Annotated in this window: 18 protein-coding genes and 1 tRNA gene; 11 read left to right on the forward strand and 8 right to left on the reverse strand. The window is 49.5% G+C overall.

Features of this window, described 5'->3' with window-relative positions:
* Positions 1-47: 47 nt before the first annotated feature.
* From ACTJJS_RS09185 to ACTJJS_RS09195, 3 genes are all read right to left on the reverse strand, one after another.
* The gene (locus ACTJJS_RS09185) at positions 48-1,931 is read right to left on the reverse strand and encodes an OstA-like protein (protein WP_440663418.1); all 1,884 of its coding nucleotides are present in this window, start codon (positions 1,929-1,931) and stop codon (positions 48-50) included.
* Between the two features lie 9 nt (positions 1,932-1,940).
* On the reverse strand, positions 1,941-2,939 hold the full coding sequence (locus ACTJJS_RS09190; protein ID WP_168872642.1) for an MlaD family protein: 999 nt from the start codon (positions 2,937-2,939) through the stop codon (positions 1,941-1,943).
* 126 nt (positions 2,940-3,065) lie between these two features.
* On the reverse strand, positions 3,066-4,289 hold the full coding sequence (locus ACTJJS_RS09195) for an N-acetylmuramoyl-L-alanine amidase family protein (protein ID WP_168872643.1): 1,224 nt from the start codon (positions 4,287-4,289) through the stop codon (positions 3,066-3,068).
* A gap of 184 nt (positions 4,290-4,473) precedes the next feature.
* Here ACTJJS_RS09195 and ACTJJS_RS09200 point away from each other — a divergent pair, with 184 nt between their 5' ends.
* From ACTJJS_RS09200 to ACTJJS_RS09220, 5 genes are all read left to right on the forward strand, one after another.
* A complete protein-coding gene (locus ACTJJS_RS09200; RefSeq protein ID WP_440663419.1) occupies positions 4,474-7,257 on the forward strand; it encodes a putative LPS assembly protein LptD in 2,784 nt (927 codons plus the stop codon).
* A gap of 247 nt (positions 7,258-7,504) precedes the next feature.
* Positions 7,505-8,125, forward strand: a complete 621-nt coding sequence (locus ACTJJS_RS09205) for an RNA polymerase sigma factor (RefSeq protein WP_440663420.1) — start codon at positions 7,505-7,507, stop codon at positions 8,123-8,125.
* A gap of 69 nt (positions 8,126-8,194) precedes the next feature.
* On the forward strand, positions 8,195-9,316 hold the full coding sequence (locus tag ACTJJS_RS09210) for a FecR family protein (RefSeq protein ID WP_440663421.1): 1,122 nt from the start codon (positions 8,195-8,197) through the stop codon (positions 9,314-9,316).
* A 114-nt stretch (positions 9,317-9,430) separates the two neighbouring features.
* Positions 9,431-12,718: a TonB-dependent receptor gene (locus ACTJJS_RS09215; RefSeq protein ID WP_440663422.1), complete on the forward strand. Its 3,288-nt coding sequence runs from the start codon at positions 9,431-9,433 to the stop codon at positions 12,716-12,718.
* 10 nt (positions 12,719-12,728) lie between these two features.
* Complete coding sequence (locus ACTJJS_RS09220; RefSeq protein ID WP_440663423.1) at positions 12,729-14,312, forward strand: RagB/SusD family nutrient uptake outer membrane protein; 1,584 nt, start codon at positions 12,729-12,731, stop codon at positions 14,310-14,312.
* A gap of 71 nt (positions 14,313-14,383) precedes the next feature.
* Here the strand turns inward: ACTJJS_RS09220 and ACTJJS_RS09225 are convergent, their stop codons facing one another.
* Together ACTJJS_RS09225 and ung are read right to left on the reverse strand one after the other, a co-directional pair.
* Entirely contained in the window at positions 14,384-15,130 is a 747-nt protein-coding gene (locus tag ACTJJS_RS09225; protein ID WP_168872649.1) for a lysophospholipid acyltransferase family protein, read from the reverse strand.
* Positions 15,131-15,172: 42 nt separating this feature from the next.
* The gene (ung, locus tag ACTJJS_RS09230) at positions 15,173-15,844 is read right to left on the reverse strand and encodes a uracil-DNA glycosylase (protein ID WP_440663424.1); all 672 of its coding nucleotides are present in this window, start codon (positions 15,842-15,844) and stop codon (positions 15,173-15,175) included.
* Positions 15,845-15,978: 134 nt separating this feature from the next.
* Between ung and ACTJJS_RS09235 the strand changes: the two genes are divergently transcribed.
* Both ACTJJS_RS09235 and ACTJJS_RS09240 read left to right on the forward strand, forming a co-directional pair.
* Positions 15,979-16,052, forward strand: a tRNA-Arg gene (locus ACTJJS_RS09235).
* Positions 16,053-16,255: 203 nt separating this feature from the next.
* Positions 16,256-16,624 carry a hypothetical protein gene (locus ACTJJS_RS09240; RefSeq protein WP_440663425.1) on the forward strand — a complete coding sequence of 123 codons (369 nt, stop codon included), beginning with the start codon at positions 16,256-16,258 and terminating at the stop codon, positions 16,622-16,624.
* Between the two features lie 51 nt (positions 16,625-16,675).
* On the opposite strand, the gene ACTJJS_RS09245 is transcribed toward ACTJJS_RS09240, so the two are convergent.
* The gene (locus ACTJJS_RS09245) at positions 16,676-17,176 is read right to left on the reverse strand and encodes a DinB family protein (protein ID WP_440663426.1); all 501 of its coding nucleotides are present in this window, start codon (positions 17,174-17,176) and stop codon (positions 16,676-16,678) included.
* A 130-nt stretch (positions 17,177-17,306) separates the two neighbouring features.
* Here ACTJJS_RS09245 and ACTJJS_RS09250 point away from each other — a divergent pair, with 130 nt between their 5' ends.
* Together ACTJJS_RS09250 and ACTJJS_RS09255 are read left to right on the forward strand one after the other, a co-directional pair.
* Positions 17,307-17,750, forward strand: coding sequence for a hypothetical protein (locus ACTJJS_RS09250; RefSeq protein ID WP_440663427.1), 444 nt, complete (start codon positions 17,307-17,309; stop codon positions 17,748-17,750).
* Between the two features lie 62 nt (positions 17,751-17,812).
* On the forward strand, positions 17,813-19,366 hold the full coding sequence (locus tag ACTJJS_RS09255; RefSeq protein WP_440663428.1) for a S41 family peptidase: 1,554 nt from the start codon (positions 17,813-17,815) through the stop codon (positions 19,364-19,366).
* Positions 19,367-19,417: 51 nt separating this feature from the next.
* On the opposite strand, the gene ACTJJS_RS09260 is transcribed toward ACTJJS_RS09255, so the two are convergent.
* Positions 19,418-20,224 carry a hypothetical protein gene (locus ACTJJS_RS09260; protein WP_440663429.1) on the reverse strand — a complete coding sequence of 269 codons (807 nt, stop codon included), beginning with the start codon at positions 20,222-20,224 and terminating at the stop codon, positions 19,418-19,420.
* 172 nt (positions 20,225-20,396) lie between these two features.
* Between ACTJJS_RS09260 and ACTJJS_RS09265 the strand changes: the two genes are divergently transcribed.
* Complete coding sequence (locus tag ACTJJS_RS09265) at positions 20,397-21,476, forward strand: AI-2E family transporter (protein ID WP_440663430.1); 1,080 nt, start codon at positions 20,397-20,399, stop codon at positions 21,474-21,476.
* Positions 21,477-21,479: 3 nt separating this feature from the next.
* Positions 21,480-23,333 (forward strand): outer membrane protein assembly factor BamB family protein, encoded by a 1,854-nt coding sequence (locus tag ACTJJS_RS09270; protein WP_440663431.1) that lies wholly within the window; start codon positions 21,480-21,482, stop codon positions 23,331-23,333.
* A 49-nt stretch (positions 23,334-23,382) separates the two neighbouring features.
* Here the strand turns inward: ACTJJS_RS09270 and ACTJJS_RS09275 are convergent, their stop codons facing one another.
* Positions 23,383-25,860 carry a leucine-rich repeat domain-containing protein gene (locus ACTJJS_RS09275; RefSeq protein ID WP_440663432.1) on the reverse strand — a complete coding sequence of 826 codons (2,478 nt, stop codon included), beginning with the start codon at positions 25,858-25,860 and terminating at the stop codon, positions 23,383-23,385.
* Positions 25,861-25,863 lie beyond the last annotated feature (3 nt).

The raw sequence follows: 25,863 nt of genomic DNA on the forward strand, positions 1-25,863 counted from the left end.
GTTTTCTTTAAATGACCAAATGGCAAAATAACTAAAATAACAGCTAATTACTGCATAAGTTCATACTTCGTCTTAGGCTTGCGCTTGATGTCCCATTTGAAATTCTCCAGCTGGAGCTGTTCTTTGGGCCTTTGTGTGAAGGGATAAACGGTGCCTTCGGGGTCTTTGATCATCACCACTTTATCCACGTCTCCCTTTTTGAAGAAGATATTAATAATACCGCATTGTGCCTTGTTGACGCTCATATAGGCGCCACTCTGGTCTTTTACGTAGTTGATTGTTTCGGCATTACCCTCCACGTGCATCCAGTCGAGCGATTCACCGGCCACATACCCGGTGATGGTATTGCCTTTCACCTGGTTGAACATGTCGGGGCCGGCATCGTTGATGATAAAGGCATTTTTGATCATCAGCACTTTATCGGCCGCCTGGTTTTTGGTGAACATCAGCATGGTGTCTGCACTGAGCTGGGTGGTGTTATTGGACCAAAGCACCGGATCGCGGAAGAAGCGGAAGATAGAGTCTTTGGTAGAATAATATACGCTGTCGGCCACGCCCTGGAGGGAATCGGAGAACATGCGCACATGGTGATAGGCGAGGATGTACCGTTGGTCGGCTGTGTCTTTCGCCGGTGGGGCAGACAGCGCGATGCTGTCTGCATGGTGCTTGATGCCTGGTAAAGAATCTTTCATGACGACTGGCGGCGGCTGTGCCATTTTCACCATTTTCACCCGGTTGGAGTCCAGCTTGTCTTTTGTTTTGGCCAGCACGCTGTCGGCCACAAACATCATCACGTTGCCGGGCACGCTGTCCAGTTGTTTTTTGGCGAGGGAGTCGCCCTGGTTGATCAGGGTGACCGGGATATGTTCTTTGGGCGGCCGGATGGTCCTTACGGCCCGCAGCGGTTCTTTCACCGGCTCTTTTTTCAGTCCTGCCACAGACGGGATGGAGAGGCTGTCGCCTGGTCTGATGATGCCGGAGAAGAGCGTATCTGCTGCGAGGTACATGGTATCTTTATTTTTCTCCATGATGAGCAGCGGTTTCTGAGTGGCCAGGATCGTTTTGGCGATCTGGTTGACCGTACCGTGGTTGGCCAGCAGTGACATTTTGCGGACGGTATCTTTATATACCATGTTACCGGTGGCGTAGGCCATGCCGGTGAGTTTGTCCATTTCGATGTTGTCTGCGGTGAGGGTACCGGTGCTGTCTTCGATGGTGGGCCGGTTACCAAAGTTGCCATAGCCTTTGTCGGTATCATAATAACCGCTGGTGGCGTACATGATGCGTTTTCCTTCGTTGATGGTGGTAGGCGCAATGATATTGGCAATTTTTGTTTCGGTATTGTACAGCAGGGCGTCTGTGGACAGCGTATAGTCAGGATCTACCAGCACTACGTTGCGCTGGAAGTGCATTTCCTTGGTTTCGGTATAGTAGTATCCTTCATCGCTGGTCAGTATGCTTTTACCGTTTACGAGGCGACCTGTTTTCACATAGCTGCCTATTTTGGCGTTCATATCGTACTGCAGTTCCGGTCCGGTGATGGTGACTTTGCCGTCTGTTAGGCGGGCGTTTTCCCGGAGGATGGCGATACGGGTATTACCGTCGTAGTTGAGGTAATTGCCATAGATATGGACGCTGTCGGCCTGGTTAATATGTACGTTGCCGTATGCGTCCACGATATTGGTCTTGTTGTTTTTAACGGCGCTGTCGCAGAAGAACAGGGTAGATCCCTGTTTGAAGCGGGCATGGCCGATAAAGCGGGTGACATTGATCGTGTCTTTTTCGATGAGCTGTAGGGTGTCTGCACCCAGGATTTCGATCACGGTCCCTTTTTTAGGCGCAGGCTGGGCCGGGATCTGGGCATGGGCGGGCAAAATAGCCGCCAGGCACATCACTGCCAGTAAAAGGACTGATCTGATATAATGATTCATGTATGTCTGTTATTGTACCGCTGCGGTATCAGAAGGCAGTGGTTTCGTTTTATCTTTTTTACCGAACAGGGAGAAATGCACATAACGTTTAGGGTTGACGCGGAGGTCTTCCAGCAGCTTGTTCAGGCTGCCCAGTGATGCCTGGAGGTTGTTATATACCTTTTTATCGTTCAGCAGGAGGCCGGCCGTACCGTCGGTGGTATTGAGTTTGGCCATGGTGCTGTTCAGGCTGGCGGTAGTTTGCTGCAGTTGTTGCAGTGTTTTGTCGATGTTGCCGTTAGCCAGTGCGTCGGTGGCTTTTTTGGCGTTGTCGAGGATACCGCTGATTTTTTCATTGTTGGCTTTCAGGTTGCCGGTTACAGAGGCCAGGTTGTTCATAGTGGCTTGTACGTTACCTCTCTGCGGGTCCATCATGTTATTGAGGGAGGCGGAGGTATTGGAGAAATTGCGCATGGTGGTGTTCAGGTTACGCATGGTTTCCTGCAGGTTACCTTTGGCGGTGGTGTCGAGGATACTGCTAACGGCCAGTAGTACGGTGTCTATATTAGACAGGGTGCCTTCGAGTTTTTTCACCAGCGGAGTGATTTGCTCTTTGATGGCGTCTGTCATGGAGCCGTCCACGGAGGCGTAGATGGTGTCGCCATTTTGCAGGTATTCGGTAGCGTTGCCGAGGTCCATCTGTACCGTCTTGGTGCCCAGCAGGTCGCTGCTGATACGGGCCACTGAGTTGCGCGGGATGTTTACTTTTTTGGTGATGGTGAGGGTGACCAGTATTCTGGATGGATCGTTGTCTTTTACATTCAGCTCAGAAACGCTTCCTACCACCAGGCCGTTCACCTGTACGGCGTTGGACGGCTGCAGTCCATTTACCTGTTTGTAGACAGCGTAGATGGTTTTGTTGTGTGAAAACAGGCTCTTTCCCTTCAATAAATTAAAGCCCAGTACGAGTAAGGTGATACCCAGCACGGTAAGTATGCCTACCTTGGTTTCATTAGATAATTTGAGCATGAGATTCGTATACGTTCACCGCAAAAATAATCAAAAAGCATGCACGGGGCGTAGGTAGCAGAAAATGTTGGCAATAAAAAAAGGGGGAGGGGCGGTGGGGGTATTGGGGAGGGGTGAAGCGGGGGATCAGCAGGAAGTTACGAAAGCATCTCTGAATCCGAGTTTGCGGGCTTTTCGTACAGCCGTGGAGGCCTGGCGGTCTGTTTTAAAGTGTCCCCAGGTATATCGGTGCATTTTTTTTTTATTCAGGACGATCTGTTCGTGACTGATAGGACCGTGGAGCTTCCTGAAAATGGAAGCTCCCGGTGTATATAATTTATCAGTGGTCATCAGTTGAACGCAGTAAGCATCGTCCGGTTGGGGAACGGTGTTTTTGCCTTTACCGGCCGGTTTGCGGACATGGTTGAAGGCCTGCGGGCGGCTGGCAGTGGATTCATCGGTGTTGGAAGAGCCGCGGTTGGTGAAGCGTTCCAGCTCATCGCGGTATCTTTTGATGGCTTTGAAGATGCCCATGGCCAGTTCCTGTTGGCCGCCGGCAGAGTTGAGGTATTCTTCTTCTTCCGGGTTGCTGATGAAGCCCAGTTCCACGAGCACGCTGGGCATGGCCGTAGCGGAGAGCACCCAGATGCCTTTTTCATTACGCTGACGGGCGCCTCTGCTGATACGACCGGCTTTGGTGAACTCGTCCTCGATGAGGGTAGACAACCGGAGGCTTTGGTCGAAGTAGGCGTTACGCAGGGTATTGAGCAGGATGAACGTTTCCGGGTTCTCGTCTGCGAGCTGCTTGGTCTCTTCAGAATCGGCGTCCAGTACGATCACGGAGTTTTGTTTTAGGGACTCCATTTTGGCATTGTTCTTACTGGTGGCCCATATATATGTTTCCGTGCCTTTCGCGTTGCTGGGATAGTAGGCGTAGATAGGCTGTTTTATGGCTATCTTTTTTTTCCCTTTTTTGCGGTAGACGGTTTTATAGTCCACCACTTTCCTGATTTTGCCGGTGGAGTTACAGTGGATAGACACGAAAAGGTCACCTTTGGCATCGTTGGCGATCTGTGCTTTTTTGCGGGGATCGTCAAAGCGGTCTGTTTTTCGTGTATACACTACCTTTACATCCGGTAGGTTGTCTTCGAGGATTTTGCCCAGTTTCAGGGCCACGGCCAGTGTCACCTGCTTTTCTGTTGAGTAGCTTCCTCTGGCCCCGGGGTCTTCACCGCCGTGACCGGCATCAATTACAATAGTACGGATAGGGTTTTCCTGTTTCTTTGAAACTGGATTGTTTTTTGCCTGAATAAAAAAGGTACAGGTGAAAAGAGTTCCCAGTCCTAAAATCCAAAATCGGTTCCAGCGCATGATTCTCATTTTAATGGGTGCTGTTATCACAAAAAATAAAAAAATAAGTTTATCTGTTAAATTAGTAATTCCTTTGCTCCATGCGTGTTTACAGTATGTTTCCTCTTGCCGGGCATCAAACTTTACAAGCTGTCTTTTGTAATAAATTGTATAATTTCTTGTAGGTTTGTGCCCGCCTTAACACATGAGCTCTAGCTACAAAAATAATTATAAAAAGTTTTTACGGCAGACATACCTGGCTTTTGCAGGTATGGTTATCGCCGTTCCCTTTATTATAGATGCATCAGGGGTCGCAAGGCCACACGCATCGCTGACTTTTAACAAAACTTTGGCAGATACCATTCCTGCCCGGAAAGACACCGTAAAGCCGAAAGGGCTAAAAGTGACTGCAAAACCCGGTGCAGACACCAATATCGTGTCAAAAGACCAGGATACCTCCAAAGAGGTGACCGTGGATACCGTTTTTGTTCCCAAGGTGTCCAAAGATACGCTGGACGCGCCGGTAACCTATAAGGCAAAGGACTCCATTATCCTGATGGTGCCTGACAAACGCTTTTATCTGTATGGTACTGCCAGCACCAAATATAAATCGATTGATCTTTCTGCCGAAAAAATGAATTTCGACCAGAACACCGGCGTATTGGAGGCCACCAATGCCAAAGATACCGCAGGGAAGATCATCGGCCGCCCGGTCATGAACGACGGAGGCCAGAGCTTCGAGTCAGACACGCTCCGGTATAATTTTACCTCTCAGAAAGCAAAGATCTACAATACCCGTTCCCAGTACGGCGAAGGTTATATCCATAGTGAACTTACCAAAAAAGAGTCGGATAATACCATTTTCGGCTTTAAAAACGGGTACACTACCTGTAACCTCGATACGCCGCACTTTAGCTTTAGGGCCCGTAAAATAAAGGTTATCCCTGACAAACTGGTAATTTCCGGGCCCGCCAACCTGGAAATTATGGGAATACCCACCCCGTTGTACATTCCATTCGCCATTTTCCCGATCACCCAGGGCCAGCGGTCCGGTATCCTGCCACCGCAGTATGTGGTGAACCAGCAGAAAGGGATGGGCCTCGAAAACGGCGGTTACTACTTCGGACTGGGGGAAAATATGGACCTTACCCTGCGGGGCGACGTCTATTCCTATGGCTCCTGGAGCCTCACGGCCAGCCCCACGTACCGGAAACGGTACAAATACAACGGTGGTCTGAACCTGAGCTTTGCCAACACCCGTTATGGTGATCCGGCGGTACCGTCCGAGTTTACAAAGTCCCGCGACTTTCGTATCACCTGGAACCACAGTATGGACAGCAAGGCCCGTCCGGGGGTGAACTTCGGCGCCAGCGTGAACTTTGGTAGCTCTTCCTATAACAGGTTCAACGTATTTGACTATAGCACCCGTGTCAACAACAACATCGGGTCTTCCATCACTTTTTCCAAAACATGGCAGGGTAAGCCTTATAACCTTACCCTGGGCCTGAACCACTCTCAGAACCTGGCCACCCGCGACGTGTCTATCTCTTTCCCGGACGGTACTTTTACGGTGAACACCATCTATCCGTTCCAGCCGAAAGAAATGGTGGGCACGCCCAAATGGTACGAAAAAATCGGTATCTCCTATAACGCCGTATTACGTAACCAGGCCAGCTTCAAAGACTCCGCCTTTGGTAAACAGGCGATGTTTGACGCCCTGCAGACCGGCATGCAGCATACCATCCCGGTGTCTTTCTCTATCCCGATCCTGAAAACGCTGACCCTGTCACCAGGTATCAACTATAGCGAGTACTGGTATACGAAGAAGATCACCAAGACATGGAACCCTAATAAGATAGTGACTCCAAGTCCGACCAATCCCAATGGGATCGGCGGTGTGGACACCTCTTACCAGGCTGGTTTCTTTGCGGCCCGTGATCTCAGCGCCAGTGTGTCGCTCTCTACTGCCGTATATGGCATGTATGGTTTCAGCAAACATTCAAAGGTGAAAGCCATCCGTCACGTAGTGCGCCCCACCATCAGCGCCAGCTATCGTCCGGACCTGTCCAGCAACTATTACTATAAATACAAATACTCCAATGTCGGCGACTCCGCAAGGGTGTCTTACTTCGACGGATCTGTTATCGGCGTGCCTTCGCCCGGAGCCTTCGGTGGTATTAACTTCGGCCTGGACAACAACCTGGAGATGAAGGTCTTTTCCCGCAAAGACACCTCCGGCAACCATGAGAAGAAAGTGAAACTGCTGGACGGCTTCGGTATCAACGGCAGCTACAACCTGGTGGCTGATTCCTTCAAGCTCTCCACGTTCAGTATCTACGCCCGTACCAACCTGTTTGATAAAGTGAATATCTCTGCCAGCGGAAACATCGACCCCTATCAGGTGGACGCCCGCGGCCACCGGCTGGACAAATATGTATGGCAGGCGGGGAAAATCAGCCTCGGCAGATTGACCAACGCCAGCATCTCGCTGAGCACTTCTTTCCAGTCGAAAGACAAGAAGGGCCAGGACAAACAGAAAAAGATAGACTCCCTGGAAAATATCACCAATGCCGACGCAGCCATGGCGGCCCAGCAGCGGCAGTTGCAGATGATGCGTAACAACCCCGGTGAATATGTGGATTTTGACATCCCCTGGCGTGTGGACCTGTCTTACAGCTTGTCTTATACGAATACCGTTATCCCTGATTCCGGCGGCGTAGTAAAACGTATAACCCAGTACGTTAGTTTCAATGGCGACTTCAGCCTGACACCAAAATGGAAAGTGGGGCTGAACAGTGGTTTTGATTTTACCAATATGCAGATCGCCTATACGAACATGTACATATCCAGGGACCTGCACTGTTGGCAGATGTCGATCAACCTGATACCGTTTGGCACATTCCGGCAGTTCAGCATCACCATCAACCCGAAAGCGAGCCTGCTGCGGGATTTGAGGATCAACCGATCGCGACAGTTTTACGACTTTTAGCTATTTTGATATTTTTTCATTTTATTATTTTGATATTGGAAATGCAGCGGACCTCCGCTGCATTTTTTTTATTGTTTAAATAATAGAATGGCTAGATGTCCAAATTCCAATGTTATTTTCTCTTCTTTTCGGAGGTTCTGTGCTTGATAATGATTTCATAATATTAAACCCGTCTATGTATTTTTAATTTTATATCCTGTTGTGTAATTTAAAGTCAGATATCGATCTGCAATAATCCAATGATCTGATGAAGCTAACCGGAGTCAATGAGGAAACGTTATGGAATGGCGTCATAGCAGGCGATCAGCAGGCTTTCAGGGTACTGTACGAGGCCTCGGCTGATATGCTGTATGCGTACGCATTGCGGTATTTTCCGGATAAGGAGATGATCATGGACTGCATACATGACCTGTTTACCGACCTGTACATGCAACGCGCGAACCTGGCGCGGCAGGTCAACATCCGTTTTTATCTGCTGGTTTCGTTCCGGCGTAAGCTGAACGCTTCCCTGAAAAAAAGCGCCCGCTTCTCCCTGCCCGGGGACATGGCCAACGCAGACAACTATTTCCAGCTCACTTTTGAAGCCAATGATGTGCAAAGCCTGATCATTGCACAGGAAGAACGACAAAGGGCCATGCAGCGGCTGGCCACGGAGATGAATAAACTGCCGGCCCGTCAGAAAGAGATACTTTATCTGAAATATAATTGTGAGCTTTCCTATGAAGAGGTGGCCCGTTTGATGCAAATTTCCGTGCCTACCTGCCGGACCCTTGCCTACAGGGCCATACGCCAGTTGAGACAAGAGATGCCAGTGACCACTATCCCGGCTTTTAGCCTGATGTTACTCACCTGTCTGAAAAATTTTTGAAATTTCTTTCTGAAAGAAGTCTATAAAAGTGAAACAGGCTGCTCTGTTATATAGGGGCAAATATTAGCTATGGACATCAACAACCCATCATACGGCATGGAAGACGCACCGGACGACGCTGGCGGGGACAAAGAGAAAATGATCTCCCTGGTGCGTGCGTCTGGTAATGAGCAGTTGTCTGTAGCAGAAAAGACCCTGTTGTGGGAGCGTATAGCCGCCGATATCACACAACCGCCGGTAAAAATCTGGTGGCAGCCGGGGTGGAAAGTGGCCGCCGTTATCACCCTGCTGTTGTCTGCCGGACTGGGGTGGTGGCAGTGGCATCGGACGCAGGAGCCGCTGCCCGCACTGGTGGCCTTCGCCAGCGATCAGACCTATTCCCGCGGCGATACCACCGTGACCCGCATGATACTGGGCAACCAGCAGCAACTGGCCATCCGCAATAACCACGCAGCCATCGCCTACCAGGCCAAAGGCACGCAGGTGCGGATAGACTCACAGGAGATAAAGCAGGAGCTGGCCACCGGTAAACAGGTCTTTAACACCCTGCTGGTGCCGTATGGCAACGTAGCCTCCCTGCAACTGGAAGATGGCACCCGGGTATGGCTCAACGCCGGTTCCCGCCTGGTATATCCGGCCGCATTCGGGCAGCAGCGCCGGGAAGTGTTCCTGGAAGGGGAAGCATATTTTGAAGTGGCCACGGACGCGCAGCGTCCTTTTAGTGTATACGCCAACGATATGAAAGTAGCCGTGCTGGGCACCGCATTTAATATATCCGCCTACCGGGAAGATGCCAGCTCACAGGTAGTGCTGGCCAGCGGCAGCGTGCAGCTGGAAGCCTTCAGAGGGCCGGGAAAAAAAAGCGCGCCGGTACAGTTGTCGCCGGGTAACAGGGCGTTTTACACAGGCCATAACGGCAACATGACAGTGGACAAAGTGGACATCGCCGGGTATATCTCCTGGAAAGACGGTCTGATGGTCGCAGAACATACCTCTTTATATGAAATACTAAAAAAACTATCCAGGTATTACAATCAACCAATAACAACAGACACGCGGTCGGGCAATGAAACATTTTCGGGTAACCTTGACCTGCAGAAAACACTGAACGATGTACTTGACATAATAGCTGCTACCACTTCACTGAAGTACGAAAAGCAGGGGAACACAATCATTTTTAAAACCAGATAAGCATCAGTGAAAAGCCAAAAAAAACCGGAAGATGCGGTAACATCTTCCGGTGAAGACTGCCTGCGGTAACAGGCGGCCCGGCTAACTATTTCATTAATTAAACCAAACAAATGTATGCAAAAATTTTACGTTTGTTGGCGCTACCTGCCTGTGGGCATAGTGCCAGCCAAATTATGGCATGTTATGCGGCTCATCATGATCCTGTTATGCGTAGGGCTGGTCAGCGCCTACGGTAAAACCTACTCACAGAATGCCCCGCTGAACGTGCGGGTGAACAATGCTCCGCTGCCGGAGCTTTTCCGCCAGATACAGGCGCAGAGCAACTGGCGTATTTTCTACAAGGACGAGCTGGTGCGCGGTGAGAAAAACATCACGCTGCACCTGCGCGGCAAAAGGCTGGTAGAGGTGCTGGACAAGGCCCTCGATGGTACCAGTCTCGGCTATACGATTGTAGGTACGCAGGTGGCTATCGTTCCAAAAGAAGAGCAACCTGTACGTTCGCTGAAACTGGCGCGGGAAGACAGTCTGCTAACTGTCAAAGGCCGTGTGTACGACACGCACGAACCGCCGGTAGCGCTGCCTGGCGTCACTATTGCCGTGAAAGGCACGTCCCGTGGCACCACCAGCGATGCCGACGGTTACTTCACCATACAGGCGCCCAAAAATGCCACGCTGATATTCAGCCTGGTAGGATATATCGCCACAGAATACAACGTGTTGCGCAGCAATACCGGCCTTTCCATTGCCTTGAACGAAAAAGTGTCGGCCCTTGATGAAGTAGTAGTGGTGGGGATCACAGAGCAACAGCGCAAACACATTGCCAGTTCCGTAGCTTCCCTCAATGTAAAATCTGCTATGAGCGGTAAGCCCATCACTACCATTTCACAATCACTGCAGGGCGGCGTGACCGGCCTGCAGGTGAGCCAGTCCTCCGGTTTGCCCGGCGGGGATGCTGCTACCATTAAGATACGCGGCATCACGTCGCTCAACGGTTCCAATCCGCTGGTGCTGGTAGATGGTATTCCCATGGACATGAACTTCATTGACCCGCTTACGGTAGAAAGCGTAACGGTGCTGAAAGACGCGGCGGCAGCCTCCATCTACGGCGCCAGGGCCGCCAGCGGTGTTATCCTTGTCACCACCAAAAGAGGTACGCCCGGCCGCGTGGCCGTGACGTATGACGGTTATTACGGCGTACAGTCGCCCACCAATATGCCATCCCTGGTAGACGCCCCCCAATACATGCGCATGTACAATGAAGCACTGGCCAATTCCGGTAAAACTCCCCTGTATTCCGAAGACGATATTCAACAAACCATTGCCGGTACTGACCCGGTGAAATATCCCAATACCGATTGGCAGAAAGTCATTGTCAACAAACAAGCGCCTATAACCAGTCATTCTGTCGGCGTGAGCGGCGGTAACAGCCTTGCCCGCTTTGCGCTGAACGCCAATTACCAGTACCAGGACGGTATGACGCCACTGACCAGCAGCAGGAAGTATAACATCCGCGCCAATACCTCCGTGTCGCTGGCCAAAAATTTCCAGATCAATATGGACCTGCTGGCCATTAAACGCAATATCCTGCTGCCTAACAGGACGTTGGGACATGACGGCACCCGCTTGCTGGAAGACGTTTTCCGCGTGCCGCCCACCATTCTGCCTAAGTATCCGTGGAAAGACGGCAGTACAACAGATATCTATGGCCGTTATGTGGATATCGTAAACCCGCTGGCCTATGCAGAAAAAGGCGGCCGGTTCGTCAATGAATACGGACAGTCCAGCATTAACCTGCAGCCCAAATGGGAGGTGATACCAGGACTGAACCTCCGCGGGCAGTTCAGTTACCGGCTCAACAGCGACCTGATGGGAAGTCTGCGCGATAACTATAACTTCTTCGACTATTATACAGGGCAACTGCTGCAAACATGGACGCAGCAGCGGAGCTATACACAAGCCAGGACGACCTATTACTACATCGCCGCCAATGCGGATTACACGCTCGACCTGAAAGACCATCATTTCTTCCTGATGGCGGGTTATTCGCAGGAAGAAAAAAATACAAGTTCCAGCACTGCCGGTACTTATCTGTACATCAACTCCCTGTTGTCTTCCTATGCCAAACTGAACTACTCTTACCAGGACCGTTACCTGCTGGAACTGACCGGCCGTATGGACGCCTCTTCCAAATTTGCGAAGGGACATAAGTATGGTTTCTTCCCGTCAGTTGCATTGGGCTGGAATATCAGCAAAGAGAAATTCATGTCGTCCGTGAAAGCGGTCAGCAATATGAAACTGCGTGCTTCCTACGGGCAGCTGGGCAACGAGTCGGACGTGGACCTGTACCAGTACCAGACCACGATCAATTCAGGAACAGGGCTGGAGACGACCTATGGTAACCCGGACCTGAGCTGGGAAACCGTGAACATGGCTGATGTAGGATTGGACATCGGTTTGTTTAACAACAAACTGGAAATCGTGGTGGATTATTATAACAAACTCACCAGGGATATTATTCTGCGTCCGCCGTTATCCTATACCGGTGGCTTTGAAGACAAGGTGCCTGTCAATGCCGGCAAACTGCGCAACACCGGCTGGGAAGCTTCGGTGAATTACAATGGCAATATCGGCAAGAACGTTTCCGTGTCTTTCCGTCCGGGCGTGACCTACAATAAAAATGAGATCGTATCGCTGTTGAGCGGGCCTTATGTAAGCGCTACAACGATCCAGCAGGAGGGCGGTCCATATGGCGGCATCTTCGGTTACAAAACCGCCGGACTGTTGCAGGAAAGTGATTTTGACAAAGACGGTAAGCCGTTGATACCGGTATTGCCAGGCGCTAAACCCGGTGATATCAAGTATTTAGACATCAGCGGCAATAAAATCATCGACGGGTCTGATCAGACATTGATTGGCAACCCTATCGCGAGGCTGAACTACTTTGCTAATTTCCGGGTAGCGTATAAAAACTTCGACCTCGAATTTCTGTTGCAGGGCACCGGTAAGTCAGACGTAGTACTGGCGGGCATGCTGGCATTGCCGATGGACAATAGTAAAGACGGTGGCGTGCCTACCCGTTTCTATGCAGACAACTATTGGACACCTCAACGTACCAACGCGATGTTCCCGCGGTTGAACACGTTGCCCACCAATAATAAATTATCCTCTGATTTCTGGTTCCAGAATGGCGCTTACCTGCGTGTGAAGTATATCCAGCTGGGATACAATACACAGGCCGACTGGCTGAAACGTGTTGGCATCCGTGGTTTGCGGGTATATATGAATGCGCAGAACCCGCTCACCTTCAGTAAACTGAAACTTACTGATCCCGAAAGCCAGGGTGATCAGTGGACCTATGGTATCATGAAGGCATTTATTGCCGGTATTAATGTTCAACTCTAATAATGGTCGTATGAAAAGAATATATGCAGTCATTTTTTCAGCCGTAATGCTGACATGTAGCAGTTGCGAAAAGTTCCTTACTCATGATGACCCCGTGAGTGTGACCGATGATAACTGGTGGAAGACAGAAGCCAATGCCACCGGTGCATTGGGATCGGTATATGCCGGTCTGCCGGGCGGTTCCAGCGGGCGGCAGCTGATGTTCCTCTCTGCTTTGAGTGATGAAGCCGTGGCCCGTCAGGATACCCGTGGCGCCTATGAAGCGTTTGCCAAAGGGTTACAGAACAGTAACTGGGACGTGGCGCTGAACCTGTGGCGCGATGATTACAAGGACGTACGTCGTGCCTGCCGCTTCCTGGAAAATGTGGACCGTTGTTACATGGACTCTTCGCTGAAAGACCGTTACAAGTATGAAGCACGCGCGATGCGTGCCTATTATCATATGGAGATGATGTTGTTTTTTGGTGGTATCCCGATCGTTACTAAATCACTGGAGCCGGCCAACAGCAACACCACCCGTAATTCCGAAAAAGAGGTGTATGATTTTGTAGTGAATGAACTGACGGAATGTGCGCCTCATTTGCCGGACGTGTACAACAACAACGAAGCGTGGCGTATTTCTTCCGGTGTATGCTGGGCGCTGATCGCCAAGCTGGCGATGTTTTACAAGGAATACGAGACTGCTAAGATGGCTGCCAAAAAGGTAATAGATCAGAATGTGTATGCGTTGTACCGCAGTACCAATACCAAAGTAAACAGTTTTGCGGAGTTGTTTACATACGCAGGTGAGTTGAACAAAGAGCGGGTATTTTTCCGTGACAATGGTTGTTCCAATGCATGGAAAACTTTCGCGCCGTACGGCGTAGGCGGGCAGACAGTAGTATCCCCCACGATGAAAGTAGTCAACAGTTTTGAAACGCTGCAGGGTAAAACATTGCAGGAGCTGGGGCCGGATTCGCTGGCGATCTACCAGAAAGACCCCTTCTATAAAAACAACCGCGACCCGCGTTTGGTGGCGTCTGTGCTGGTACCGGGACAGATATATGAGAAAGACACGCTCCGGCCGTTTTCCAGCGAGGGCAGTGACCGTATCGGTATCCTCAACAGTACGGCCACCGGTTTCTGGGTAAAAAAATATCTTGATCCCAAAGACCGTAATGGCGCCAGTCCTTCGCTGGATTATATGATCATCCGTTACGCAGAGGTACTGCTGAATTATGTAGAAGCGCTGGTGGAGCTGGGTGACTGGCAGAATGCTGATGTCATCAAACATCTGAATGATATCCGTACACGTGCAGGCATGCCCGTAGTAGACGTTACCAAATACAATACGCAGGAAAAGCTGCGTCAGCTGATACGCCGGGAGCGTACTGCCGAGCTGGCGTTCGAGGGGGCCCGCTTTTATGATATCCGTCGCTGGGACATGCTCGGGGACGTGATGAACGGGCAGGTGTATGGCGCTGTGGACCCGGCCACCGGTCAGCCGGTGCTGGTGGAAACACGTTCCTGTAATGTGCAGCGTGATTTCCGTTATCCTATTCCGTTGAATGAATTGTTAGCGAACCCGAAGATGACACAGAACCCGCTTTATTGATATTGTCCTATACCAACATGAAAGAACCCGTTTGAATCATCAAACGGGTTCTTTGTTTTTATCTTTTCTGCTTACAGCTTATCCTGGTTAGTGGTATAGTAGTCCCACATGATTTTAAATACCTTCTCTTTCAGTGCCGGCAGGTCATCGCGTGTCATGCCGGTGGTAGGGATGGGAGGAAGTATGTGATAATGGATAGGATGTGGCCAGGCAAAGAATGTTTTACCGGGCGGTTGTATTTTCCTGGTGTTAAACAACAGGGATGGCATCAGCGGTGTCTGAGTATCTATGGCGAGGGCGAAAGCGCCGTCATAGAATGCTTTCAGTGGTTCGGGCGTACGGTTGCGGGTGCCTTCCGGGTACAGTAGCATGTGGATGCCCAGGCTGAGCGCATGTTTCATGTCCACGACGCTTTGTTTGCGGCTGGCCTCACTGCTGCGGTCTACCAGGATACTGCCGATTTTGTACAGCACGCTGAACAGCGGTATTTTAGCCATGGAGGCCTTTGCCAGTGTTTTGTTGGCGCCGGGCACATAACCGGTGGTAACGGGAATGTCCATCAATGCATTGTGGTTGCATACTATTACATAGGTTTGGCCGGGGGCGAAATGTTCCTGTCCCTTTAGTCTGGCCGGGCAACCGATCAGCGGCAGGTAGATGTTCATCCACCGGCGGCCGAGGGCCACAAAAAAAGCGGAAGGGGTAGGCTCGGGCCAGAAGGAGGCGATCCAGATGGGAATGAAGACTATCAGCATGGTAGTTGCGAACAACAACAATGCGTACAGTGCGTAGATTCTTCCCAGTATATTTTTTAACATAACTGACAGCTTATGGTAAAGGTACTGATAGTATGTAAATGATTAAAGGCGCCAGTCCACCGGTTCAATGCCTGCTTTGAGTAAAAGTTCATTGGTTTTGGAAAAGTGTTTGCAACCGAAGAAACCATTGGCCGCACTGAAAGGGGAGGGATGCGCCGCTTTCAGGATATGATGGCGGGTAGCGTCGATGAGGATTTGTTTGTCCTGTGCGAAGCGGCCCCACAGCAGAAATACCACATTGTTTTTCATGTCGGATATTTTGCGGATTACTGCGTCGGTGAAGTTTTCCCAGCCTATTTTACTGTGGGACGCTGGTTCGCTGGCCCTTACCGTCAGGAAGGCGTTGAGCAGGAGCACGCCATGTTCCGCCCATTTGGTCAGGTTGCCGCTGGTAGGTATTTCGAGGCCGAGATCGGTTTGCATTTCCTTGTAGATATTACCGAGGGACGGCGGTGGTTTGATGCCGTCCGGTACGGAGAAACTGAGACCATGGGCTTGTCCGGGGCCATGATAGGGATCTTGCCCTAAAATGACTACTTTTACCTTGTCGAAAGGCGTTTGCTGGAAGGCGTTGAAGATGTTGTTACCTGCCGGGTAGATGGTTTTTCCGAGGGCTTTCTCGTGTTTCAGGTGCATGACAATCTCCGCGAAATAGGTTTTGTTGAACTCATCTTTGAGTACTTCTTTCCAGCTGTCTTCGATCTGTACGTCCATAGTTTTTAAATCAATATTTTAGAAAAATTAAATTAAATTTGATTTATTGGAAAATATTTCCATAAATTTGCACTCCCAAAATGAGAGATAAATATAGGAATTTATTTCACATTAAGAGGAAAAACAAAATATAAGTCTCGGTAGCTCAGCTGGATAGAGCAACTGCCTTCTAAGCAGTAGGTCATTGGTTCGAATCCAATCCGGGATACAAAAATAGAGAAGGGCTGCGCAATTAAGCGCAGCTTTTTTTTGCCCATCGTGAAATTGGTTGACACTTCTTCAACTACTATTATAGAATTATCCTGATTTGGGTTTACCTTCCATTTTGTAAAACTTGATTTGACGTTCATACCCATGAAAGAGCAACTGTTTAACCTGTATCAAGGAAGAAAGGAGCAATTTTAAAATATAGTGTCCCAATTTCCTGATAATGCTTTAGCCGGACCGTTTCTTATGTCCCCTAACGCGGCTTATTCTAACCAAAAATTACGTCTATTAATCGTTGGTCAGGAAACTTGTGGTTGGGGGGATTCTGCAGATGTAGCGGAACAGATGGAGGTATATGAATCATTTAACATTGGCGAGAACTATAGAGCTACTCCGTTCTGGAATATGGCAAGAAAGATTGAAAGAGCATTAGGTAATGAAGAGTATTCCTGTGCTTGGTCTAATGTCAGCAAATTCGACCTAGACGGGGGGCGAGCTTATGGTAAGTTTTTGAGGCGAGGAGGTATGGAAAATAGATTTATTGAGACAGTTGAGGAATTGGTTAAACATTGAGGTGCTGGGTACCATTTTTTCTCTGGCCTTAACTTTCTTCTGCGTTGCCAATCACCTCGCCGACCTTACCCATCTTGGCGCATCGCCTGTATCTTTCCTTAACATCATATTCAACTGTGCCGCATGATGTTGCACATGCCGCATGTTATACAAAAACAGTTCAAACACGGTCATCACTTTGTTGCCTTCGACTTCTACCCATTGTTGTGCAAAATCTGCCTCTGTCATGTCCAAAATAAGGTCATGGCATTTTTTTCTGCTTGCCTGTAAATAATCCAGTATTTCTTTTTGACTGTAAATCCTGTCGGGCACAATATCATCAATGCCGTCGGCGGGGATGGTTTCACTGAGCGTGAATGGAAGCGGGGACGAGAGTGGGCCTGCCGGAATGGTCAGGTAATAGTCCAGGAAGATGGCTACATGATAAGACATGTAGAAAAACTTTTTCTCCGTGTTCCAAAGACTTTCAGGATAAGCGGAAACGGCGTTGGTCACCATGTCAATGCAGCCGCCAAATTGTTTCCACAAACCTTCTTTGATAGTCTGTATCATGATATCGGTTTTATCGTAATAATTTAGCTATTTCCCGGCAAATTATGGCGGCCGATTTTCAAATGTGTGGGCGGTGGTGTATCTTCATGCGGTAGCATGATATCTCCGGTTAACTTTAATTTCGCCATAAATGACTGACCTGTCTAATCAAAAGCCTTATTGCACTGTTGTCGATAACCAGAATGTAGCAGTGGTAGTATTTGGAAATGAACTCGATGAATTATCGGACTACGCTATGGATGCCGGAGACCCTTTCTGGTATATTATGGGCACCGATGCCTGGTTTGAAATACAGGAAGTGGACGGCCAAAAGGTATTATCGGCATGTGACTGTGATACTACCTATTTCCACTGCCCGGTCGATGAACAGGCCTTATCCTTGCTTCAGCAGGAAAACGGGATACTGGTCCTTTTTTCCCGTGTACCGCTAAACGCCGCAGACATCAAACAGACATCCGACCTGGAAGAGTTAAGGGAATGGATCAGCAATGAGATCGGGGATGATAATATGGAAGGGCTGATTTATTGTTTTTACACGGCAGAAGACAAGAAAAAATACCATGGGGATAACTGAGCGTAATTAGTTTTATTATTGCAGTGATTATATCAACCATCATTGCCACTGGAGAATAACTTATGAGAAAATTGTTTTTATTGTTTTTGCTGTCACAATCGGTGTCCCCGGCTATATTGGCTATGCCCGCAGGGCCGCAACCGACAGGCGACAGCCTGAAAATCTACAACAAAGTACTTGGTACCAAAGAGATGAAAGAGGACTTGCTGCTTTTCCGTGATATCCGCGAAAAGGCCAATTCCGGGTTATACCGCTACCGTACCAAAAAGCAGGTGGACAGTATTTACAACGTGGCTTTCAAAGAGATCAGGAAGCCGCTGAGCACCACTGAATACTTCAAGATAATACTGCGGCTGACCGATTTTGAGGGCAGTTGCCATAACTACACGGAGGTGGGAAAAGACCTGATGGACTTTTACGCCCGCCAACGCGGGTATTTCCCTTATGATCTGAAATATATTGAGGGGAAGATCATCTTCAACAATCAGACAAAAGAGATCCCGGCAGGTTCGCGCGTATTGAGCATTAACGGCGTGCCTGACACCTCCCTGATGCAGTCCTTCTACAAGTATTTTTCTGCTGATGGGTTTAACACCACACAGAAATGGAGCGGAAGCGTGCAACGGTCTTTCAATTACCGTTATATGATCGAGTATGGCGTGAAGGACAAGTTCACCGTTACGTTTAATCCACCCTACAGCAAAGAAGTGAAGACAGTCACCCTGCCGGCAGTAACATTGGACGCCCGGAAGGAGAACCAGAAGAGCCGCTACAGCGCCGGTGTCGACAGCCTTATCGACTATAACACACAACCCAAGTACAGCTTCCGGATGATAGACCAAGGCACCGGACTGCTCAGCTTCCGCATTTTCAGCATGGCTGACGGAGCAGACGATCCCAGGTTCCCGGGATACGTACGTTTTATTGACAGTGTGTTCCAGGCGCTGGATAAAAACGCCGTACCGAACCTGATCCTGGATATCCGGAGTAATCCAGGTGGCAGTGATCCCACCTTCGAGCAGCCCATGATGTACCTGACAGACCATCCCTTCAAAGAAAACAAATCGGCCTATGCCAACTTCGACCGGGACACCATCCCCTATATGCAGTATTTCTGGGGTGTAGGCACTGACACCAAATGGGGACCGGAACAAATAAAAGAGGGCAGAAAGTTCCTGAAAGAATATCTGCTGCCCTACAAAGACGGAAAAAGCTATCAGGACAGTGTCCACAACCCGGTTTATTATCCTAAACAACCGGCCTACAAAGGACATTTGTACCTGCTGATTGATGAAAACACCGCTTCTGCTGCCTCCCACCTGGCTTCATTGGTGAGGGCATATGCAAGGAATACCACCATCGTAGGTGTGGAGACCGTTGGCGGTTACTACTGCCACAACGGACATGCAGGGTTGGTATATGAACTGCCGCACTCTAAAATCAAGACGAAGTTTTCCATCATGTATGTGGAGCAGGATGCGCCCGTAAAACCCAACCAGCCGGAAGGAAGAGGGATCATGCCTGATTACGAGGTATGGCAGAACTATGAGGATTATATGAAACAGAAGGATAGCCAGGTAGCTTATGTGCTCCGGCTTATCAGCGAAAAGAAATAACATTTGTAAATACAGCCAAGGTAAAGCCTTATAACTCAGCGTTGTAGGGCTTTATCGTTTCTCTCTTTTATATTCCCCCGTTTGTGTATTTATTTTAATCAGATCAACCTGGTTTCTATTGTTCTCATTCTCTTCTCCAAAAACGTAGAAACTGCCTTCTTCTCCAATTTCAATCCGGTAGGTGCTCCGCGAAAAGAGATGTTTGTTGGCTTTGTTTTGATCAAATATCTCCTGTGCTTTTTCGTAGGAGATGGCAGCTGCTTTGGAGATACTGTCAAATGCCGGTGTTTGGGGAGCAATCATCTGTTTAAACCTGTCTTTTTCCGGATGCAGCCAACCGTCGTTTTTCAGGAGCGTGCCACCTGATGGCGCATTGTTGACTACACAGTCTTCTGAAAAACGGCAGTCATGGCCACCTACATAGCCCATCATGCCATAATGCAGGTAAGCATAGTGATGGTAGCCTGAAATATAATAGTGTAGGCCTCCTTCGGTATTTACCACGATAGTGTCTTTTTTTAAAAAGACGGGGTAGGGAATATTGGTCGAAAAATAAGTACTGTCATCTGAGATATAGGAGAATTGGGTTTTGACCAGGGTATCCCTGATAAATTGCCCGTTTCTGAGGATTTTAAAGCGCAATTGCCGGATTTCTTTCGGCCTGAACCCTGAAAGCTGAATTTTCGGTTGTTCGGTAATGATACTGACGGTATCGCATATTTTACTGTACTTTTCACCATCTTCTTTCGCCTGCCGGCGTTTTTGTTCCGAGGTTACCCAGAAGCATCCGGCCACGAACAGTACCAGTACCAGGAAGATGCCGAGGAGAATAAGGACGTATTTCAGGAGTTTTTTCATTTTTGTTTTCTGATGGTAGCAATATGGTAAAAAAAAGCATACCGATGACCGGTGGATTGATATTTACCGGTATTGGATAAATATTCGCGAAGGTACCGCTAACGGGAATCATTGCTTATTCGCTAATCTTTTAGTAAATTGATTGTGTCCGAAATAAATCCGGCTTTCCGTTATGAGCACCCGTATTCCATCCACCTCCCGGAGGATCATAGAAACGATCATTGTGTTGCTGCTACTGCTGGGGCTCATGTATGCCTTGTATGATGTACTGAAAGTATTTTTCGGTGTATTTACCTTTGCCATTATTTTCTCGGTTTCTCTGTTCAGTCTTTACGAAAAAGGTGTTGTGTGGCTGGGGGGCCGGCGTAAGCTGGCGGCCGTTATTTATTCGCTGCTGCTGGTGGCTGTGGTAGCGTTACCTTTCGCCTATGCGGTCTCCACGGTCAATGATCATCTGAAAGAAATCGGCTACTGGCTGGAAACAGCCAGGGACGAAGGTATTCCGGACCTCCCGGGGTGGATCACCAATCTGCCGCTGGTAGGAAAGGAGGCGGCGCAGTTCTGGCATGAATTGCAATTGCGGCCGCGGGAGACGGCCGGTATCTACGAACGGCAGATCATGCATAGCATTCATCATGTAGTGACCACGGGAGTGGGCATCTTGGGAATGGCTTTGCAGGTGGTGTTGGGGATTGTGGTCTCCGCTATTTTCCTGGTCAGCGGTGACCGGCTGATGCGGCCGGTACGCGCTACTATGACCCATATGTTTGGCGACAAAGATGGTTATGCCTTGCTGGCAGCCACCGCACAGGCGGTGAAAGGTGTTTCCATCGGGGTGATGGGCACCGCGCTGGCCGCTGCCGTGGTATCATGGATAGGCTTCACTATAGCAGGTATCCCGTTCGCCCTGGCACTCGCGGCCATCGTGTATTTCCTGGTGCTGATACAGGTAGGGCCGTTGTGGGTGTGGATACCCCTTGTTATCTGGATGGCCATGCAGGGAAATACGGGATGGGCCATCTTCCTGGCGATTTACGGCGCCGGCGTACTGCTGCTGGACGGCGTATTAAAACCGGTGCTCATTGCAAAAAGCGGAAAACTTCCGTTTCTTGTGCTTTTCCTCGGAGTTATCGGTGGTATGATCGCATGGGGATTTACCGGCATGTTCAAAGGCGCCATTATCCTGGCGGTGTTCTATACTGTCTTTAATTCCTGGCTGGAAAAAACGAAATACTATGCACCTAAAGAATAAGTAATGAAACAATTTTTCCTGCTGAGCACCCTGACAGTGCTGACACTATGCCGGACAGTGACAATGGCCCAAAACGCGTTCAAGTTTGCGCTGATGACAGACATCCACGTGGGCAGCGATCATGCAGCTGAAGACGTACAGCGCAGCGTGGCCGACATCAATCAAAACCCTTCCATCGCTTTTGTGATCATCTCCGGAGACATTACCGAATTTGGCGCTGATGAAGAACTGAAATTGGCCAAACGGCTGCTGGACAGCCTCAACAAGCCCTGGTACATCATTCCCGGCAACCATGATACCAAATGGTCTGAAAGCGGCGGCAATACCTTCCGCCGCGTATTCGGTAACGAAACGTTTTCGTTTAAGCATGGCGGCTACTGGTTCATCGGTACCAACTGCGGTCCCAATATGCGCATGGGCCCCGGACAGGTGCCCCGCGAAAATGTGGTATGGCTCGATAACTTGCTGAAAACAAAAGATACCACCACGCCCATTATTTATATCAACCACTACCCGCAAAATGCTGACCTCAACAACTGGTACGAAGCGCTCGACCGTCTGAAGCAACACAACGTTCAGCTGGTCCTCTGCGGCCACGGCCATACCAACAAAACATACGATTTCGAAAATATCCCCGGCGTAATGTGCCGCTCCAACCTGCGCGCGAAAGACAGCATCGGCGGTTATAATATCATCACCGTGGCCAACAACCAGGCAACTTTCGAAGAAAGAACGCCACTGATCGGTAAAAACCGGCAATGGACGGTCCAACCGCTGAAAAGCCATCATGCCCGCTACGACACGGCCCCGTTTGAACGCCCGTCCTTCGCGATGAACGACTCATTCCCCGGTGTAAAAGCACTCTGGACTTTCCAGGACAACAGCGATATCGGCTCCGGTATGGCAGTGGTGAAAGACCTGGTGATCTCTACCAATACGGCCGGCGAAGTTTATGCGCTGCAGGCTGCCAACGGAAAAAAGAAATGGACGTTCAAAACCGGCGGTAAAGTATATGCCACACCGGTAGTAACCGGAGACAACATCGTGGTGGCTTCTTCCGACCATTATATCTATTGTATCCAGGCTTCCAACGGTAAACAACGGTGGCGTTTTGAAACCGGCAAACCAGTGGTGGCCAGTGCTGAGGTGGCTAACGGTATCGCCTATGTGGGCGCGTCCGACGGGCATTTCCGGGCCATCAATGTGGCAACGGGCAAACTGGTGTGGGAATTTTCCGGCGTGAACGGCTTCGTGGAAGATAAGCCATTGGTATACCAGGGCAACGTGTACTTCGGCAGCTGGGGCAACGATTTTTATGCTCTCGACGCTGCTACCGGCGCATTGAAGTGGAAATGGAACAACGGCGCCTCCAACCGCATGTTTTCCCCTGCAGCCTGCTACCCGGTGGGCGCACAGGGCAAAGTATTCATCGTGGCGCCGGACCGCTACATGACGGCATTTGACAGTCAGACCGGCAGCGTTATCTGGCGTAAAACAGTGCCAGGTGTAAGAATGCGTGAATCCATCGGGCTGGCGGCAGACAGCAGCCAGACTTTCATCAAAACGATGGACGGCAACCTCTACGGGGTGTCCGCCACCGCCGATACCATGCAACTGCTGTGGAAATCACCGATCGAGATGGGCTATGAACTGGACCCTGCAGCAACAATAGAACGCGATGGCGTCATCTTCACGCCCACGCATTCAGGCGTGGTGTACGCGGTTAACCGTAAGGACTATACGTTGTTATGGAAACACAAGCTGTCCAACTGCCTGGTAAACGCGGTATTGCCGATAGGCAACCGGAGAGTGCTGGTAAGCACCATGGACGGGAAACTGGCCTGTATAGGGTACTAACTGTATGGCATATATGAAAAGAGCGGGCACATTGCCCGCTCTTTTTTATTTAGAGATACATGCCACCCACTTTGCCTTTAGGAAGCGGATTGTTTTTTATTTTCCAGAATAACCGGCCATAGTTGTCAGCGCCATGTTGGTTAAAGTCAGGGTGAATGTGGCTGATCTGGTTGTTACTGAAATCAGCATTATGGATGAAGATGTGTGCCATATGTGCCGGCAGTTCAGTCAGCTGATTATTCTGCACCCAGAAATCATCAAAACGGGTATTAGCGGCTATTGGCGGCAGTTCGCTAATCTGGTTGTGATGAGCATAAAAATCGGTCAGGGCCGTTACAAATATAGACGGATGTAGTTCTGTTAGCTTATTATGAGAGATGTCAAGTGAGCGCATGGCAAACCTGCAGCCTGTCATGTCAAAGGACGTCAGCTGGTTGCGGGACAGGTTCAGCTGTCCCCACGATACGGGTTCTCCTTTCGCTGCGACCGACAGCTGGGTCATGTCAACCACTGATATTTTATTGGAACGTAACAGCAGCCAGGATAATTTGCGTCTGCCGAGGAAATGAGGAAAGTCAGTGATCTGGTTGTTACTGAAATCCAGCTGGTCCAGCTTTGGTAAACGCATCAAAGCCTGGGGGACGGCTGTCAGCTTGTTGTTCCGGGCTTCCAGCAGGGCCAGTTGCTGCATGTCAAACACCGCTTCCGGAATGGCTGGCAGCTGATTGTTGCTTAGCTTAAGCCCTAAGAGGCCTTTCAGCGACTTTAACCAATCCCAGTTTTTCAGCTTTACGCCGGTAGCGTCCAGTGATTTCAGGTGTACCAGTGATTGCAGCGAATCTTCCACCGCCAGCGTATTGTGGGCTATCTCCAGGGTTTCCAGCTGTGTCAGCGTACCGATGGAGCCCGGGATGGTGATGTGGCAGCTATTGAGCCGCAGGTGCTTGACATTGGGCATCTCCGCAAAGATGGAAATGGCCGCATCGATATTAAGGCCTTCACAGCTTTCAAAATCCCAGTCGGTGATCTGTGTAAAGAAAGCTATTTCCGGCGGCAGTGTAATGTTGGCAATACCTTTCATGCTGAAGGAGCTGACACGCACTTTGCTGATATTGTTGTTGGAACCGGCCACCAGCTGGTACATCAGGCGAAACATCACTTCGTCCACATCCTGGCTGGACACTATCCGCTGTAATTTTGAACTCACGTTACCGCCTACACGCAAAGAGATTTTATTGTTTTTTACCTGTTGCCGGAAAGCCTGTGAGCCGTATTTGTCATACAGTTTCTCTGCTTTTTTATGGATTTTTTTATCGGGATGGGCCAGCATCACTACGGCCAGCAACGTCTGAATGATTTTGTTGGCGCCGCCTGCTTCGATGATCTCAAATGCCAGCTGGTAGTTGTCGGGGTCATTAGAGGCGAAGAGGCGCAGCAGTTGTGTATTGGCAGCTTCATTATCGTCCTGCAGCAGCCAGTGGTCATCTTTGCTGATCAGCACTTCATTGAGCTGGTCTGTGGTGATAACGTGGCAACCGGCGTCCAGCAAAGGCATCAAATCTTCCATGGTGGTGTCTGTGCCAATAACCACGATAGTGTTGTTGTCTGCCTGTTTATTGTTGACAGTAATACCATATTGCTCCAGCTTTTCATTGATGGATTTCTGGCTTTCTCCTTTGGGCTTGGCCAGCAAATGAAGATTAGGATGCTGTTGGGCGGCGATGGCATCGGCCAGTTGATTGGGCAGCAGTGCATTTACGGCAGGTATCACTTTCAGGTATATACCAAATAACAGCTGTAACTGAAGCGCATTATAGGTTTTGTCTTTCACCTTCAGGCGAAAGGCAGGTAAACTCTCCCGGAAAGCGTAGTGTATCTGTACTTTATGGGTGGTGGCCACACATAAAGGTGTTTTATAAGGCTCCGAGCGCCAGAGACCATTGTAGCTGATATCTACCTTTTGCAGTTTGTCCAGCAGCGGCATATTTTCCGGGGACAATAACTGGTAGTAATCATCTCCGGTGACGGTGATGTGCAGTTCGCGCAGGTTGGGCAACGCTGCTACAAGGGCCATTACTTCCGGAATATTTCCTTTCATTTTGTCATTGGACAGCGTCAGTTGTGTCAGTTGTTTTAGCTGAAACAGGTTGTCCGGAAAGGCATTGCCGCGCCAGTTGTCCAGGTCCAGGATACGAAGGTCCGGCAGCTGTGCCAGCAGCGACAGTCCTTTATTGAGGTCCATATTGCCGTTGCTGAGACGGACGCTTTGCAGCTGTTGTAATTGAATGAATTCCTCCGGCAACGCTTTTATTTTGGTGCCTGAAATATTCAGTGTTTTCAGTTGTTTCAGGGAATAAATGGAGCCAGGCAGCGTGGTCATGTTTTTAACATGCAGCGCTACATGTTCTGCCTTGGGATATTCCAGGAAAATATCGTCCGGGAGCTGGTCTATTTCTCCGTTGGTATCCCATATATCCAGATTTTTATCGTTTCCGTAGCGGATATACTTACTTAGGTCTTGCATCATCAC

It is taken from the genome of Chitinophaga sp. 22308 (assembly GCF_052045305.1).
GTDB lineage: Bacteria > Bacteroidota > Bacteroidia > Chitinophagales > Chitinophagaceae > Chitinophaga > Chitinophaga varians_A.

Bases quoted from the DNA above. Each gene is read 5' to 3' on its own strand.
- ACTJJS_RS09185 (WP_440663418.1), bottom strand. From the start codon at position 1,931: ATGAATCATTATATCAGATCAGTCCTTTTACTGGCAGTGATGTGCCTG.
- ACTJJS_RS09190 (WP_168872642.1), bottom strand. From the start codon at position 2,939: ATGCTCAAATTATCTAATGAAACCAAGGTAGGCATACTTACCGTGCTG.
- ACTJJS_RS09195 (WP_168872643.1), bottom strand. From the start codon at position 4,289: ATGCGCTGGAACCGATTTTGGATTTTAGGACTGGGAACTCTTTTCACC.
- ACTJJS_RS09200 (WP_440663419.1), top strand. From the start codon at position 4,474: ATGAGCTCTAGCTACAAAAATAATTATAAAAAGTTTTTACGGCAGACA.
- ACTJJS_RS09205 (WP_440663420.1), top strand. From the start codon at position 7,505: ATGAAGCTAACCGGAGTCAATGAGGAAACGTTATGGAATGGCGTCATA.
- ACTJJS_RS09210 (WP_440663421.1), top strand. From the start codon at position 8,195: ATGGACATCAACAACCCATCATACGGCATGGAAGACGCACCGGACGAC.
- ACTJJS_RS09215 (WP_440663422.1), top strand. From the start codon at position 9,431: ATGCAAAAATTTTACGTTTGTTGGCGCTACCTGCCTGTGGGCATAGTG.
- ACTJJS_RS09220 (WP_440663423.1), top strand. From the start codon at position 12,729: ATGAAAAGAATATATGCAGTCATTTTTTCAGCCGTAATGCTGACATGT.
- ACTJJS_RS09225 (WP_168872649.1), bottom strand. From the start codon at position 15,130: ATGTTAAAAAATATACTGGGAAGAATCTACGCACTGTACGCATTGTTG.
- ung (WP_440663424.1), bottom strand. From the start codon at position 15,844: ATGGACGTACAGATCGAAGACAGCTGGAAAGAAGTACTCAAAGATGAG.
- ACTJJS_RS09245 (WP_440663426.1), bottom strand. From the start codon at position 17,176: ATGATACAGACTATCAAAGAAGGTTTGTGGAAACAATTTGGCGGCTGC.
- ACTJJS_RS09250 (WP_440663427.1), top strand. From the start codon at position 17,307: ATGACTGACCTGTCTAATCAAAAGCCTTATTGCACTGTTGTCGATAAC.
- ACTJJS_RS09255 (WP_440663428.1), top strand. From the start codon at position 17,813: ATGAGAAAATTGTTTTTATTGTTTTTGCTGTCACAATCGGTGTCCCCG.
- ACTJJS_RS09260 (WP_440663429.1), bottom strand. From the start codon at position 20,224: ATGAAAAAACTCCTGAAATACGTCCTTATTCTCCTCGGCATCTTCCTG.
- ACTJJS_RS09265 (WP_440663430.1), top strand. From the start codon at position 20,397: ATGAGCACCCGTATTCCATCCACCTCCCGGAGGATCATAGAAACGATC.
- ACTJJS_RS09270 (WP_440663431.1), top strand. From the start codon at position 21,480: ATGAAACAATTTTTCCTGCTGAGCACCCTGACAGTGCTGACACTATGC.
- ACTJJS_RS09275 (WP_440663432.1), bottom strand. From the start codon at position 25,860: ATGATGCAAGACCTAAGTAAGTATATCCGCTACGGAAACGATAAAAAT.